This window comes from Kitasatospora sp. NPDC088779 (assembly GCF_040685395.1).
Classification (GTDB): Bacteria; Actinomycetota; Actinomycetes; order Streptomycetales; family Streptomycetaceae; genus Kitasatospora.
The window spans coordinates 133,250-147,616 of the sequence record NZ_JBFBHW010000018.1 but is presented as its reverse complement, the minus strand read 5'-3'; the positions used below and the strand labels follow the sequence as shown (position 1 = coordinate 147,616).

Below are 14,367 nucleotides of genomic sequence, written 5' to 3'. Positions count from 1 at the left end.
GTCAGCCCTCGTGCACCGGCAGGGTCCGGAGGAAGTCGTCGAGGAGCTCGTTGAAGGCGTCCGGGCATTCCATGTTGGGGTAGTGGCCGGTGCCGTCGACCGTCGCCGTACGGCCGTCGGCGACGCTGCGGACGAGGCGTTCGGCCATGCCGAGGTGGTCGTCGGAGTCGATGCCGCCGTTGATGGCCAGCACCGGGACGCCGATCTTCGCCGCCCGCGCCCAGGTGTCGGTGACGGGCACCTGGTGGTCGGGTTCGGTGGGGGTGTGCTTGGCGAGGGTTCGCCGGGTCATGTCCTTCAACGTGCGCACGATGTCCGGGTCGACGTCGTCGAGGGTGCGGTGCGGGCCGGCCGCGAGCCGGGTGAACGCCGTGATCCAGCCTTCGAGGTCGCCCGCGGCCATGGCGCGGGCCTCCTCGGCCTCGATCTCGCCGAGCCACGGGTCCTCGAACTCGGGTTCGCTGGTGCCGACGCCGCTGACGACCAACGCCTCGACCACGTCCGGGTGTTCGAGCGCGGTGTCGACGGCGATGGCGCCGCCCATCGACAGCCCGACGAGGATCGCGGGGCCGGTGCCGAGGTGGCGCAGCAGGGCCGCGAGGTCGTCGGTGTGCCGGAACGGGCCGGTCGCGTTGGAGGATCCGCCGTGGCCGCGGGCGTCCGGCGCGATCACCCGGTAGTCGGCCGCGAAGGCGGCGATCTGGTCGCTCCACATGCGGTGGTCGAGCAGGCCGCCGTGCACCAGCACCAGGGGTCGGCCCGACCCGATGTCACGGTAGGCGAGGTGGCTGCGGCCGTCGTCGAACGAGAACACGTCAGATGCGTCAGTCATGACAACCAAGTTGTCATCCCCCGCGAGGATTGGCAACCCAGGTGCCATGATGACGGGGTGACCGATACCGATGCCCCGCTCCCGCCCGACGTCCTCGCCCACCGGCTCATGGACGTGTTCGACCTGGTCGGCCCGCTGTACCGGCGGGTGCTCCGCAAGGTGGAACTCGCGGCTCCCATCGAGGGGCTGTCCGTCGGCGTGCGCGCCGTGCTGCTCCTGCTCGCGGAGCACGGGCCCATGACCGTCCCTCAGATGGGCCGCGCACAAGCGCTGAGCAGGCAGTTCGTGCAGCGCATGGTCAACGACGCGGTAGCCCTGGACCTGGTCGAGATCACCCCGAACCCCGCCCACCAGCGGTCCTCGCTGATCCGGCTGACCGACCACGGCAGGGCCGCCGTCTCCGCCGCGAGCGCCCGCGAGCACGCCCTGCTCCGCCAGGTCGGCGGCGAGCTGACCGACGCCGACCTGACCGCCTGCGTGCACGTCCTCACGCAGATGCTCGAACTCTTCGACAACGTCGACGTGAACTGACCCCCGTACCGCGCAGGCGCGGCCCGGACGGCAGGAGAGCGGCCTACCCGAAGACCAGGCTCGTCCAGCGGACGCCGGACCGGCCGTGCAGGTCGCCGCGTTCGGCGCGGTGGAGCAGTCGCAGGCCCCGGGCGGCGGCGAGCGCGACGGTCTCCTCGGGCGGGACGTCGAACATCCGGCGGCCCGGCGGGACGGGGCCGTGGCGCAGGGTCAGGGCGAGGCGCCCGCCCGGGGCCAGCAGCCGACCGAGGGCGGCCATCGCCAACGGCCGCTCGGCGGGGGCGAGATGCATCCAGACGGCGGTCAGCAGGACCAGGTCGAAGCGTTCGGCGCCGGCGCTCAGCCGCGGCAGCTCGGGCAGCGCGTCGGCGACCCAGCGCACGCCGGAGCCCACGTGCAACCGCTCGGCGACGGAACGGAGTTCGGCGGTCGGCTCGACGGCCACCACCGGATGGCCGAGGGCGGCGAGGGCGGCCGCGTCGCGCCCGGTGCCGGCCCCCACGTCGAGGACGGCGGCGGGCGGGGGCGGGTAGCTGTGCAGCAGGTCCGCGTGGACCTCGGCGAAGGTCACGCTCTCGTACTGGACGGCGAGTTCCTCCGCCGCCTCGGCGTAACCGGCGGTGCTCGAAAGCCCGTCCATCCCTTTCACGTCCTCCACCCCGCCCATCCCTTTCACGTCCTCCACCCCGCCCACCCCTTTCACGTCCTCCACCCCGCCCAACTCGTCCACCCCGATCATGCCTTCCGGTCCCGGACGACCACCGCGTCACCGGCCGCCGCCGCGTGGGCGAAGAAGTCCCGCAGCTCCCGCAGGTCGGCGACCACCCGGGACGCCCAGGTCTCGGACCACGGCGTCGGGTACCCGAGGCGCGCGACCGTCCGGGCCAGCACGGTGTCCTGCTGGCGCACGAGTTCGCCGAGCGCCGAGTCGCGCAGGAAGGTGAAGGCGGCCGCGACCTGCGCGGGGCTCAGCACCAGCGGATCGGTCTGCGCGGCGTCGGGTTCACGGCGCTCGCCGCCGTACACGGGCAGGCGGGCGGCCGGGTCGGGGTGCAGGCCGTTCTCGGTGAGGGCCAGTTCCATCAGCCGGGCGGTGCTCCGCACGCCCAGGAGGAGCCCGGCGGAGGCCAGCTGGTCGTAGCGGACGTCCTGCCGGTCGGGGACGAGCTCGCCGAGTTCCGCCGGCGAGCAGGTGTCGACCTCCTGGCCGGGCAGGCGGCGCCAGAAATGATCCACGCTCACCCGGACAGCGTAACGAAAGCGCGGCTCACGCCTCGCCGGGGTGCCAGAGGGGCCACTCCCAGGGGCGATCCGCCCAGTGGACGCGGACCGGATCTCGCGGGTCGAGGTCCGGGAAGAGCTGGCGGATCCGGGGCTCGAACTCCTCGGGGGCGAGCGGCTCCCAGCCGTGGCCCTCGAAGTGGACCAGGCGGTAGCGGCTGTCGGTCCGGAAGTCGGCCACCTCGACCAGGTGCTTGGACGTGCTGTTGGTCTCCATGCCCCCCAGCATGTGGCGCGGCGGCAATCGGCGCCCCTCCAGACCCCTCTTCCGGGTCATGTCCCGGCGTCGGCGCGCTCGTTGAGCACGGGGAAGGCATGACGGGGGATTCGGTGGGGGGTTCGGCGCTGGAAGGACGACAAGATGACTGGGCAGCCCACCGGAGGACAGTGGCAGTGGCCGCAGGACGCGTGGCAGCCACCCCCGGTACCCACCGGGTTCGCGCCGGCCCCCGTTCCGGCGCCCGCACCGGCGTCGCGGCGGTCGCGGAAGGTGTGGGCCGCCGCGACCGTCGGGACCGTCGCCGTCCTCGCCGCCGTCCTGGCGATGTGCGGGCCGGGGTCGGGAGACGAGCTGGACGTGGTGGCCCTGCCGCACGCCTCCCCCTCCGCGTCCGACCCCGCGGCGCCGGACCCGCCCGCGTTCTCCCCGCTCCCCACCACGCCCGCGCCGTCCCCGCTGCCGCCGCCCACGCCACAGGGCGCCGGACCGGCCCTGGCCACGGCCACGGCGGCGGCCGCGCCGAACGAGGACGAGCCGGCCGACGCTCAGCACGCGGCGACCGCGCACCCGAAGCCCGGCCGCACCGCGCACCCCTCGCCGTCGGCCCACGGCGCCTCCCCCGCCGGCGCCACCCCGGCGGCTCCGGCCCCCGGCGCGGCGCTGCCCACCCTCGGCGCGGGCGGCATCTGCGACCAGGCCGAACGCGTCGGCCGCTGGCCCGCGGGCTCGGAGCAGGCCCGCCTCTGCCACAGCATCTACGGCTGAAAAATCGCCTGCGGCACCCGTACCCGCACGACGAGGGCGCCCCGCCGGACCGATCCGGCGGGGCGCCCCAGGCGGTGGAGCCGCGCTACCCGGCCGCCTCCAGGATTCCCTTGTCCAGGCGCGGCGCCAGGACGCGGGCCAGGGTGTCGGTGATGTGGCCGGTGTCGCGGTACAGCACCACACCTTCCAGCACCGCCGGGCAGTCCGGTCCGCTGCCGGGGCACAGCAGCGGGCCCAGGTCCAGAGTGCGGACGCCGTAGCGGGCGGCAAGGCCGCCGTCGAGCATCGGGTCCGGCTCGAAGGCGGTGTCGCGCGGGAAGAAGCAGGCGTCCGAGCGGCCGTCGGATGCGGCGAGGCAGGTCGGGATGTCCTTGCCGGGCATCGGGGTGTCGCCGAGGTAGGCGAGCGGGGCGCCGACGGCGGCGAGGCGGTCCAGGGTGCGGGTCCAGCCCTGGGTGCGTTCCTCCTGGCTGCCGTAGCGGTTGAGGCCGGCCATCAGGACGAGGCGCGGCCTGGGCCCGGAGGTGAGCCGGGTGAGGGTGTTCTCGCGCCAGCGGTCGCACTCCTCGAAGGTGCGGCCGAGGACGTTGTTGCGCACGGTGAGGGTGGCGAGCGGGCAGCCGGGCTTGACCAGGACCTCCAGGGCCCAGTGTCGCTGCTCGGCCATCGCGAGTGCGGAGGATATCCACTGGCCGGCGTGCGAGTCGCCGAGCAGCACGATCCGGTCGGGGCTGTCCTCGGCGCCGAACAGGCAGCGCGGGCTGCTGTCGGCGTTCAGCGGGATCTCGCAGCCCTTGCCGGGCGGGAAGTCCTCCCGGGCGCGGGCCAGCGAGGGGGTCAGGCCGAGCACCCGCGCGCCGGGGGCGAGCAGGGTGGGGCCGGTCGGGGCCCCGGCCGGGGCGGCGGAGGGGGTGTCGGCGGTGCCACCGAGGGCGCGGACCGTGCCGCCGCCGAGGGCGAGGGCGGCGATCAGCGGGATGACGAGCGCGCTGGCGCCGACCGCGAGGCCCCGGCGCGGCGCCGGGCTGCTGCCGTAGCGCAGCGGCTGTTCGACGAGCCGCATGGTGAGCCAGGCGGGCAGCGCGCTGGCTGCGGCGAGGGCGGCCAGGGTGGTCCAGGGCAGGGCGCCGTAGCGGGCCTGGGCGATGGTCAGCACCGGCCAGTGCCAGAGGTACCAGGCGTACGACAGGCGTCCGGCGGCGCGCAGCGGGCGGCTGTCGAGGAGGCGCCCGGCGTCGGTGGCGCCGAGCGCGCGGTGGGCGGGGCCGGCGAGCAGGACGGCGGCGGCGCCGAGGACGGGCACCAGCGCGGCGGTGCCGGGGAAGGGGGTGTTCCGGTCGTAGAGCAGGATCGACGCGAGGACGGCGGCGGCGCCGGCCCAGCCGAGCAGTCGCAGCGACCAGGCCGTCCCGCGCCGCTGCGTGCGGCCGGCCAGCGCGCCGGCGAGCAGCGCCGCGCACGCGCCGGCCGCGAACTCCCAGAGCCGGCTGCCGGTGGAGAAGTAGGCGAGCGGCGCCGAGGTCGCCGTCCACCGGACGCACAGCAGCAACGAGACCGCGCCGATGGCCGTGGTGGCCAGGGTGATCGCGACGGTGCGGCGGCGACCGTGCAGGAAGCGGGCGAGGCCGAGCAGCAGAACGCCCCACAGCAGGTAGAACTGGTTCTCCACGCCGAGTGACCAGAAGTGCTGGAGCGGGCTCGGGGCGTGTTCGGCGGCCAGGTAGTCGGTCTGCTGGCCGACGAAGCGCCAGTTGACGAACTGTCCGGCGGAGGCCATCAGGTCGCGGGCGAGGTCGGTGCCGCGCAGCGGGTCGAGCAGCGCGCCACCGGCGACGGCGGTGGCGACCAGGACGGTGGCGGCGGCGGGCAGGATGCGGCGGGCGCGGCGGGCGGCGAAGTCCCACAGGCCGATCGGGCGGCCGAGCAGCAGTCCGGTGATGAGGAAGCCGGAGATGACGAAGAAGACGTCGACGCCGACGTAGCCGCCGGCGAAGCCGGGAACGGCGGCGTGGTAGGCGAGGACGGAGAGGACGGCGACGCCGCGCAGGCCCTCGATGTCGGGGCGGAAGCCGGTGCGCCGCTGGGTCTGCGGCGGTGCGACGGCTTCTGCGGAGGGGCGCCGCTCGGGCGCGGCCTGCCGGTCCATTCGGACGACGCCGGGCAGCAGCTCGGCCGAGGCGGTGGCGGCAGGGGAGGAAGGGGACGACGACGGTGGTGGTACGGCCGTTGACACGGCGGTGCTCCTCGCAGGGGCAGGCAGCGGGTGGTCGGGACCGCCGGGCCGATGGGGCGGCCGGGCGGCGCATCCGCGCCGGTGGGGCGACGCGCTGGGAAACGCGGTGGATCCGAACGAAGTTGATGGGTCGTCAGACATCGACTTTGACGTCAGGAGTTGATGGAGCGGAATCGACGAGCTGAGTTGACGGAGCGTCAGAAGATCAGCGGATCGGCCCAGCCGGAGGCCAGCAGCCCGCAGAGCAGCAGCACGGCGGTGACGGCGACGGCCTCCGCGTGGCCGAATCCCAGGTCGGACCGGCGCCGCACGGGCGGGGCGACCTCTCCGACGGCGGCCCCGTTGCCACCGCGCAGGAGCGGCCACAGGGACCGGATCAGCGGGATCATGGTGTACGCGGTGAGCGCGAGCAGCGCGGTGAGCGCCCAGTAGGGCTGCCAGCCGTACAGCACGGCCGCGCGCACGAGTCCGGCGATGCCCGCGAGGACGACGAACCCCAGCCAGCCGACGCCGATCCGGGCGACCGCCTTGGCCAGTGAACTGCCGCCCGACACGGCGCCGGTGGGCACCCAGTCGGCACTGCGGCGGCGCAGCGCGTGCGCGATGGCGACCACGTGGCAGAGTCCGCCGAGGAGTTGGACCCGGGTGACCTCGAAGCGCCAGCGGGTGCGGGACATCGCGGGCAGCAGGACGAGCGAGACCCAGATCGGCGGCAGGAACGGCAGCACCTGCCACGGCTGGATCTCACCGGGGGCGAAGAACAGCATGATCAGGGCCGGCAGCGGGACGGCGAAGACGTTCACCGCGCTGGTGACGTAGCCGAGGATGCCGTTCCAGAAGCAGAGCCGGGCGGAGCGAGGGAGCGGTCCGCGGCGGAAGTCCGGGTCGCGGACGAGCGCCAGGGAGCCGAGGCACCAGCGGTACTGCTGGCTGATGAAGGCCGGGAGGCCGGTGGGCGACATGCCCTTGGCGACCAGGGCGGGCACGTACCGGGTGGTCCACCCGGCGCGGGCGAGCGAGAGGCCGGTGTAGAGGTCCTCGCTGTGGTCGATCTCGGCGAAGCCGCCGACGCGCATGAGTGCGGCGCGGCGGTAGAGGGCGTTGGTGCCGCAGCAGACGGTGCCGTCCTGCGCGTCCCGGGAGGGCTGGATCCAGCGGTAGAAGATCTCCTGGGTGGCTCCCGCGGCGCGTTCGAGCCAGGACATGTCGGCGTCCGTGTCGAAGCACTGCGGGCTCTGCACGATGCCGACCTCGGGGTTGTCGAGGTAGGGCACCAGGTGGTGCAGGAAGTCGGGGCGGGGGCAGAAGTCGGCGTCCAGGACGGCGACGATCTCGCCGTTGCCCTCGGCCAGGCCGTGGTTGAGGTTGCCGGCCTTCTTGAACCGGCCGCGGTCGGGGCGGGCCCGGTACTGGAAGCCGTAGGACTCGGCGAGTTCGCGCACCTCGGGGCGGGCGGCGTCGTCGAGGACGATGACGGTCAGCGCGCCGGCCCACTGGACGGCGGCGGTGTGGCGGTAGGCGTTCTCCAGGACGGCCAGCGGCTCGCCGGCGGTCGGCAGCAGCAGGTCGACGCTCGGGTGGCGGGCGGGCTGCCAGGCGCGCATCAGCAGGTCGTGCGAGTCGCGGGTGTAGCGGCGGGCGCGCTGGCCGTCGGTGAGCGAGAGCAGCCAGGTGGCCGCGTTGAGCACGGTGAGCACCAGGAAGGGCCAGAGCAGCGGCCGGCTGAGGGCGAACAGGCCGAGGGTGGCGGTGGCTCCCGCGTAGGAGAGGGTGGCGCAGAGCAGCACCCAGCGGCGCTGCGGGCCGAAGTACCAGTAGAGCTCCTCGTCGTCGGGCGGGCTGGGCAGGCGGAGGTCGGGGTCCGCGGGGATCCGGCGCGGGCCGGCCTCGGGCGCGGGCATGGCGGTGCCATGGAGTACGGGCATGCGGAAGTGGCCCCCCTGGGCATGGGACGGAACGTGGCCGTTCGCCCTCAGCCTCTCACATTGGCCTAGACCAATCATGAACGAGGTATGACATCTCCGCATCGCCCCTGGTCAGTGACTTGACATGGCATCACGTACCGACGAACCGTCAAGCGATCATGGATTCGACCCCGAGCACCGCCGGCCCGCACCCCGTCGGTCAGGCCTCCTCCAGCGACCCGTTCAGCGCCTTCGTCAGCTCCTTCGTCAGCTTCTCGAACCGCAGATCAGGGCGCAGCGGGACACCGAAACGCTCGTCACCGTACGGGAACGGGGTGAAGACCCCGGTCCGGCGGAAGCCGCGCCGCTCGTACCACGCGATCAGGTCGGCGCGCTGCTCGATCACGGTCATCTCCAGCTCGCCCACGCCCCACTCCTCGCCGGCCAGCCGCTCGGCCTCGGCGAGCACGGCCCGGCCGAGGCCGCCGCCCTGGAGCCCGGGGCGCACCGAGAACATGCCGAAGTACGCGCGGTCCCCGCGGTGCTCCAGCTGGCAGCAGGCGACCAACTGGCCGTCCCGCTCGGCGACCAGCAGCACCCCGTCGGAGCGGCCGATGACCTCGGCGACGCCCTCGGCGTCGGTGCGCTGGCCCTCCAGCAGGTCCGCCTCGGTGGTCCAGCCGGCCCGGCTGGCGTCGCCGCGGTAGGCGGACTCGACCAGCTCGACCAGCGCCGGTACGTCGGCGAGGGTGGCGGGGCGGAAGGCGGGCTGCCCGGTGGGCCGGGCGTGGCTGGGGATGGTCTCGGACATGGCGGGTCCTCATTCTGCGTGCGGTGGAACCGCCCGCCGCTCGTGCCTGCGGCGTGGCGCGGGCCGTCCCTGGTGACCGGCCTGCGGGCATCGTGCCACAGCCCGCGAACCGGCCCCGAGACCCGGGACCTGCGGCGACGGCCCCCACAGGCCCGGCCGGCGGGGCGCGGGCCCGGCCGCCGTCCACCCCGGGCACAGCTCCGCCGTCGCGGCCTACGCGCCGCGCCCCGGCGTCAGCGGATGACGGGCAGGACCGCCGTGGTGCCGCGACCGGCCGCCCCCTCGATGAAGGCCACCGGGTCGGCGACCTCGGCGAGCAGGGTGCGGGTGAAGTGCAGGGCGCCGTCGGACGGTGGCGGGCCGCCGATCGCCGCGATCAGGTCGAGCAGGTGGACGGTCGCCTCCATCAGCGCCACCTCGCCGAGCGCGCCGACCGTCACCGAGCCGAGCAGCGGGTGGGCCACCGCGGCGGTGGGCGACAGGTCGGCGATGCCGGCCAGGGCCGCCGGGCCCTCGGCCCCGAACCGGGCGACCAGCTCGGCCGGTTCGGCCGCCGCGGCGGTCTGCTTCGCCGCCTCGGCGACCTGCTCGGCGGCGGTGTGCGCGATCCCGCCCGGCCGGTTGTAGGCCCGCAGGATGCCGACCCCGGTGGTCACCTCGGCTGGGCCGTCCACCAGGGCCCCGCGCAGCCCGGCGAACATCTCCGGCACCGGCGCCACGTGCGCGTACAGATCCCGGACGGTCCAGCCGGGCAACCGGGTGGCGAGCCCCCACGACGCCTCGTCCAGGGCCGCGCCGCGTTCCGCCCAGGAGGCCCAGGCCTCGGCCAGCAGGGCGGGAACATCGTCGGTCTGACGCGTCATCGGTCCTCCTCGGAGCACATGGCAACTGAGTTGTCATCCTACCGGCCGCCGGCCGAGGACGTCCGGAAAGTCGAGGACTGGCCGGTCGGCCCGGCGGATCAGATCCGGGCGCCGAGCATCCGCAGCACCAACTCGCCGTAGCGACCACCGAGTTCATCCGGCGTCTCGGTGGAGCGGTCGGTGAACCAGCGGGAGACGTCGATGCCCAGCGAGGTGACCGCGCGGGCCGCCGTCCGAACCTCGGACACCTGGAAGACACCGGCCCTCACGCCCGCCTCGATCAGCGCGCTGACCTCGCGCTCGATGTCCAGCCGCAGCGCCGCGACCACCGCGTAGGCGTCCTCGGGCAGCGCGTGCAGTTCGTAGTTGACCACCCGGCCGACCGTACGGGCCCGGGCGTGCCAGGCGGTGAACTCCTCGACCAGCCGGCGCATCCGGTCCACCGGGCCGCCCTCGCCGGACGCCGCCGCCCGGACCAGCTCCAGCGTGGCCGCGTGCCCGGCCTGGCTGATCTCCGCCAGCAGCGCGGCCTTGGACTGGTAGTGGATGTACAGCGCCGCCGGGCTCATCCCGGCGGCGGTGGCGATGTCCCGGGTGGTGGTGGCGTGGAAACCGCGCTCCGCGAAGGACTCGACGGCCGCCTGGAGCAGCCGGTACGCCGCCTCGGGGCGGGAGTCGGCGCCGCCGGGCAGGGTGCGCCAGAGGTCGGCGATGGGCGTGCTGGTCATGGCGCCATCCTCCCAGAGAACTCGTACACACATTCCCGCCGCCCGGTCGACGGACTGTTGACAGGCTCCCGCACCGACACCATGCTGAGCAAGCGCTTAGTCAGCCGATGGGCCGGCACACCCGCCGACCAGGCACCCCCGCCGAACCGGCGTCTCCGTCCACCCGGCACCCCCGTCGAACGTTCCGTGCGAAAGGCAGGACCCTCCGTGGCGCACTCCTTCAAGGGCCGGGTGGCCGTCGTCACCGGATCGAGCCGGGGCATCGGCCTCGGCATCGCACGCGAGCTGGTCGCCCGCGGCGCCAAGGTCTGCCTGACCGCCCGCAACCCCGAGCCGCTCGCCGAGGCCGTCCACGACCTGGGCGGGCCGGAGAACGCCATCGCCGTCGCCGGGAAGACCGACGACCCGGTCCACCAGGAGGAGGCCGTCGCCCGCACCCTGGAGGCCTTCGGCCGGCTCGACCACCTGGTCAACAACACCGGCATCAACCCTCTCTACGGCCCGGTCCTCGACACCGACGAGGCCGCCGCCGCCAAGATCCTCGCCGTCAACGTGCTGGCCCCGCTGGCCTGGACCCGCCGCGCGCACGCCGCCTGGATGGGCGAGCACGGCGGCTCGGTGGTCAACGTGGCCTCCGTCGCGGGCATCCGCTCCTCGCTCGGGATCGGCATGTACGGGGTCAGCAAGGCCGCACTGATCCGGCTCACCACCGAACTCGCCGCCGAGCTGGGCGGCCAGGGCATCCGGGTCAACGCCGTCGCCCCCGCCGTGGTCAAGACCAGGTTCGCCGAGGCCCTGTACGAGGGCCGGGAGGAGCAGGTCGCCGCCGCCTACCCGCTCGGCCGGCTCGGCGTGCCCGAGGACGTCGCGGGCGCGGTCGCCTTCCTGCTCTCCGCGGACGCCGCCTGGATCACCGGCCAGACCCTGGTCGTCGACGGCGGCGTCACCCTCGGCGGCGGCCTGTGAGCGGCGCGGCGGACGCGGAGGCAGAGGGCCAGGAGGCCCCGGCAACGGACACAGCGGACACGGACGCTCCGGCGACGGACTTCGCCGGCCAGGGCGTGGTCGTGACCGGCGGCGGGCGCGGCATCGGCGCCGCCCTGGCCCGGGCCTTCGCCGCGGCCGGCGCCCGGGTGGTGGTCAACGACCTGGACGCCGGCGCCGCCCGCGCCGTCGCCGGGGACTGCGGCGGCACCGCCGCCCCCGGGGACGCCGCCTCCCCCGAGGGGCTGGCCGCCCTGGTCGGGCAGGCCCGGGCCGCGCTCGGCGAGATCGACGTGTGGTGCGCCAACGCGGGCGTCGCCCCGGTCGGCGGGGCCGACGCGCCCGCCGCGGCCTGGGCGAGCGCCTGGGAGGTCAACGTCCTCGCCCACGTCCGGGCCGCCGACCTGCTGCTCCCCCGCTGGCTGGAGCGCGGCGGCGGTCGCTTCCTCGCCACGGTCTCCGCCGCCGGGCTGCTCACCATGTTGGGATCGGCCCCGTACGCGGTCACGAAGCACGGCGCGCTCGCCTTCGCCGAATGGCTCTCCGCGACGTACCGCCACCGCGGCGTCCGGGTGCACGCGCTCTGCCCGCAGGGCGTGCGCACCGACATGCTCGCCTCGACCGGTGCGGTCGGCGAGGCACTGCTCGCGCCCACCGCGCTGGACCCGGAGGACGTCGCCGACGCGGCGCTGGCCGGGCTGCGCGAGGGCCGCTTCCTGATCCTGCCGCACCCCGAGGTCGCCGAGTACTACCGGGTCCGGGCCACCGAACCGGACCGCTGGATCAACGGGATGAACCGGCTCCAGCAGGGGCTGGAGAGGAGCGAGGCGCTGTGAGGGCCTGGCAGGTGGAGCGGCTCGGCGAGCCGGGCGAGGTGATGCGGCTGGCCGAGGATGTGCCGCGGCCGGTGGCCGGGCCGGGGCAGCTGCTGGTCCGGGTGCGGGCCGCGGCGGTCAACTTCCCGGACGCGCTGATGGTGCGCGGCCAGTACCAGGTCCGCCCGCCGCTGCCGTTCACGCCCGGCGTGGAGCTGTGCGGCGAGGTGGCGGACGGCGCGCGGCGGGGCGAGCGGCTGATCGGCAACCCGGTGCTGCCGCACGGCGCCTTCGCCGAGTACGCGCTGCTGGACGCGGCCTCCGCCTTCCCCGCGCCCGGGGCGCTGGACGACGCCGAGGCGGCCGCGCTGCACATCGGCTACCAGACCGCGTGGTTCGCCCTGCACCGCCGGGCCCGGCTGGCGGCCGGCGAGACGCTGCTGGTGCACGCGGCGGCGGGCGGCGTGGGCAGCGCGGCGGTCCAGCTGGGCCGGGCCGCCGGGGCCCGGGTGGTCGCCGTGGTCGGCGGCCCCGCCAAGGCGCAGGCGGCCCGGGCGCTCGGCGCCGACCTGGTGGTGGACCGGAAGGCCGGGGACTTCGTCGCCGCCGTCAAGGAGTTCACCGGCGGGCGCGGCGCGGACGTGGTCTTCGACCCGGTCGGCGGGGACGCCTACACCGGCTCCGCCAAGTGCGTCGCCTTCGAGGGCCGGATCGTGGTGGTCGGCTTCGCCGCCGGCCGGATCCCGGCACCGGCGCTCAACCACGCGCTGGTGAAGAACTACGCCATCCTCGGCCTGCACTGGGGCCTCTACAACACCCACGACCCGCAGGCCGTCCGCGCCGCCCACGACGAACTGACCCGGCTCGCCGCCCAAGGGGTGGTCCGCCCCCTGGTGAGCGCCCGGGTGCCGCTCACCGGGGCCGCCGACGCCGTCCAGCTCGTCGCCGACGGGCGCAGCACCGGCCGGATCGCCGTCCTCGGGGACTGACGGCAGGCTCGACGGGAGCGCGGTGCGGTGGTCGGCGGATGTTGCCCTACCGCGCGTACTCCATCTCCGGGAAGCGCGCCGAGGGCCCGTCCAGCAGGTGGTCGTCGTGTCCGCGCAGCCAGCGGTCGAGGAAGGACGCGACGTAGGAGCGGGTGGCGAGCACCGCCCGGTCGGGGCGGATGTCGCCGACGTCGGCGCTCAGCCGCTCCGGGGTGATCGCGCCCTGCCGGGCGAGCTGGGGCAGCAGGGACTGCGCGTCGGTGTAGGAGCCGTGCCGGGAGCCGTTCAGCGTGACGTCGGCGTGCCAGCCGGTGCTGTGCTGCCAGAGGGCGTCCCAGCCGGGCTGCCGGTGGTGGTCCCCGGAGTCCTCGTTGCGGGTGCCCATCAGCAGGAACGGGCGGTCCAGGCCGTCCTGGGCGACGCTGGGCAGGTACACCCCGGTGTGACCGTCGGGGCCGGGGAAGTGCAGTTGGCCGTCCAGGTTGACGCCGGCCGCGATGCGCGGGTCGTCGTGCATGGTCTGGAGGGCGGTGAAGCCGCCCGCCGAGTGGCCGACCATGCCGATCCGGTCGAGGTCCAGCGAGGCGGCGAGACCGGCCGGCAGCCGTGGGTCCAGGCGCAGGCCGCCGAGTTCGTCCAGCACGAAGCGGGTGTCGTCGACCCTGGTCCGCATCGACTCGCGCAGCACCGCGCCGATGTCCAGGCCGGGCTGTCCGACCAGCGCGGGGAACACGGAGGTGGCCAGCTCCCCGTCGGGGAAGGCGACTTCGGAGGCCTCGTAGGTGTGGTCCAGCGTGACCACGACGTAGCCGCGCGAGGCCAGGTCCTCGACCAGCCCGGTGCCCCAGGTGCGCGGGTCGCCGAGGCCGGCCGAGTACAGCACCACCGGGCGCGGGCCGCCGGGCAGGGCGGGGGCGTCGGGCCGGGCGTGGGTGCGGATGCCCGCCCAGTCGGTGCGGCCGGGCGTGGCGCCGTGGTTCGCCTGGCCGATGCTGCCCTCGGTGCCGAAGTGTTCGCCGGCGGCGGGCGCCATGTACCGGGCGCGGTCGGCGCCGGTGGCCGGGCGGGCGGTCGGGTACCAGAGGCTGATCATCAGCTCGCGGCGCTGCCCAGGCTTCCAGGGGTCCTCCCGCCCGGCGTCGGTCAGGTGCAGCGTGGTGGTGCCGATCGGGTACGGCCCGGTGGGCTCCGGCAGCCAGGCCCGGGCCTGCCGCTCGCCGCCGCCGTCCGCCCCAGGCGCCGGTGCTGCCGCCACCACCCCGGGGGCGCCGACCACTCCGAGCACCGCCGTCGCCGCCAGCAGTACCGCCGCCGCGGCCCGTCCCCGCCCGCCCATGATGTCTCTCCTCGTCCCCGTCGACCTGCCGGCCTTCTGATCTGCCGACCTGCTGATCAGGACAGTACGGGCGGG

At 75.1% G+C, this 14,367-nt stretch carries 15 protein-coding genes; 5 read left to right on the top strand and 10 right to left on the bottom strand.

The annotated features are described in order from the left end of the window. Position 1 precedes the first annotated feature (1 nt). A complete protein-coding gene (locus tag AB0P03_RS19530) occupies positions 2 to 832 on the bottom strand; it encodes an alpha/beta hydrolase (RefSeq protein WP_363584838.1) in 831 nt (276 codons plus the stop codon). A 57-nt stretch (positions 833 to 889) separates the two neighbouring features. Between AB0P03_RS19530 and AB0P03_RS19525 the strand changes: the two genes are divergently transcribed. Continuing rightward, positions 890 to 1,363 carry a MarR family winged helix-turn-helix transcriptional regulator gene (locus tag AB0P03_RS19525; RefSeq protein ID WP_363584836.1) on the top strand — a complete coding sequence of 158 codons (474 nt, stop codon included), beginning with the start codon at positions 890 to 892 and terminating at the stop codon, positions 1,361 to 1,363. A 43-nt stretch (positions 1,364 to 1,406) separates the two neighbouring features. Here the strand turns inward: AB0P03_RS19525 and AB0P03_RS19520 are convergent, their stop codons facing one another. The 3 genes from AB0P03_RS19520 to AB0P03_RS19510 are packed head-to-tail and all read right to left on the bottom strand — an operon-like array spanning position 1,407 to position 2,861. Further along, positions 1,407 to 2,102, bottom strand: a complete 696-nt coding sequence (locus AB0P03_RS19520) for a class I SAM-dependent methyltransferase (protein WP_363629881.1) — start codon at positions 2,100 to 2,102, stop codon at positions 1,407 to 1,409. Next, complete coding sequence (locus AB0P03_RS19515; RefSeq protein ID WP_363584832.1) at positions 2,099 to 2,605, bottom strand: hypothetical protein; 507 nt, start codon at positions 2,603 to 2,605, stop codon at positions 2,099 to 2,101. Before AB0P03_RS19515 ends, AB0P03_RS19520 begins: the two co-directional genes overlap by 4 nt. Positions 2,606 to 2,630: 25 nt before the next feature. Beyond that, complete coding sequence (locus AB0P03_RS19510) at positions 2,631 to 2,861, bottom strand: hypothetical protein (RefSeq protein WP_363584831.1); 231 nt, start codon at positions 2,859 to 2,861, stop codon at positions 2,631 to 2,633. 144 nt (positions 2,862 to 3,005) lie between these two features. Here AB0P03_RS19510 and AB0P03_RS19505 point away from each other — a divergent pair, with 144 nt between their 5' ends. Further along, on the top strand, positions 3,006 to 3,629 hold the full coding sequence (locus AB0P03_RS19505) for a hypothetical protein (protein WP_363629879.1): 624 nt from the start codon (positions 3,006 to 3,008) through the stop codon (positions 3,627 to 3,629). Positions 3,630 to 3,714: 85 nt separating this feature from the next. Here AB0P03_RS19505 and AB0P03_RS19500 read toward each other — a convergent pair whose 3' ends face one another. The 5 genes from AB0P03_RS19500 to AB0P03_RS19480 all read right to left on the bottom strand — a co-directional run bounded on the left by AB0P03_RS19500 (position 3,715) and on the right by AB0P03_RS19480 (position 10,168). Next, positions 3,715 to 5,862, bottom strand: coding sequence for an acyltransferase family protein (locus AB0P03_RS19500; protein WP_363629877.1), 2,148 nt, complete (start codon positions 5,860 to 5,862; stop codon positions 3,715 to 3,717). 197 nt (positions 5,863 to 6,059) lie between these two features. Further along, positions 6,060 to 7,787, bottom strand: a complete 1,728-nt coding sequence (locus tag AB0P03_RS19495) for a cellulose synthase catalytic subunit (RefSeq protein WP_363584825.1) — start codon at positions 7,785 to 7,787, stop codon at positions 6,060 to 6,062. Between the two features lie 199 nt (positions 7,788 to 7,986). Continuing rightward, complete coding sequence (locus tag AB0P03_RS19490; RefSeq protein WP_363584823.1) at positions 7,987 to 8,577, bottom strand: GNAT family N-acetyltransferase; 591 nt, start codon at positions 8,575 to 8,577, stop codon at positions 7,987 to 7,989. Positions 8,578 to 8,810: 233 nt separating this feature from the next. Then, positions 8,811 to 9,440 (bottom strand): maleylpyruvate isomerase N-terminal domain-containing protein, encoded by a 630-nt coding sequence (locus AB0P03_RS19485; RefSeq protein ID WP_363629875.1) that lies wholly within the window; start codon positions 9,438 to 9,440, stop codon positions 8,811 to 8,813. A 98-nt stretch (positions 9,441 to 9,538) separates the two neighbouring features. Next, positions 9,539 to 10,168: a TetR/AcrR family transcriptional regulator gene (locus tag AB0P03_RS19480; RefSeq protein WP_363584819.1), complete on the bottom strand. Its 630-nt coding sequence runs from the start codon at positions 10,166 to 10,168 to the stop codon at positions 9,539 to 9,541. A gap of 207 nt (positions 10,169 to 10,375) precedes the next feature. On the opposite strand from AB0P03_RS19480, the gene AB0P03_RS19475 reads away from it, so the two are divergent. From AB0P03_RS19475 to AB0P03_RS19465, 3 genes are all read left to right on the top strand, one after another. Further along, a complete protein-coding gene (locus AB0P03_RS19475) occupies positions 10,376 to 11,134 on the top strand; it encodes an SDR family oxidoreductase (protein WP_363625491.1) in 759 nt (252 codons plus the stop codon). A gap of 95 nt (positions 11,135 to 11,229) precedes the next feature. Beyond that, positions 11,230 to 11,988 carry an SDR family oxidoreductase gene (locus AB0P03_RS19470; protein ID WP_363629903.1) on the top strand — a complete coding sequence of 253 codons (759 nt, stop codon included), beginning with the start codon at positions 11,230 to 11,232 and terminating at the stop codon, positions 11,986 to 11,988. After that, a complete protein-coding gene (locus AB0P03_RS19465) occupies positions 11,985 to 12,956 on the top strand; it encodes an NADPH:quinone oxidoreductase family protein (RefSeq protein WP_363629873.1) in 972 nt (323 codons plus the stop codon). The genes AB0P03_RS19470 and AB0P03_RS19465 overlap by 4 nt, the downstream gene beginning before the upstream one ends. Positions 12,957 to 13,002: 46 nt before the next feature. Here AB0P03_RS19465 and AB0P03_RS19460 read toward each other — a convergent pair whose 3' ends face one another. After that, positions 13,003 to 14,292, bottom strand: a complete 1,290-nt coding sequence (locus AB0P03_RS19460; protein WP_363629871.1) for an esterase — start codon at positions 14,290 to 14,292, stop codon at positions 13,003 to 13,005. Positions 14,293 to 14,367 lie beyond the last annotated feature (75 nt).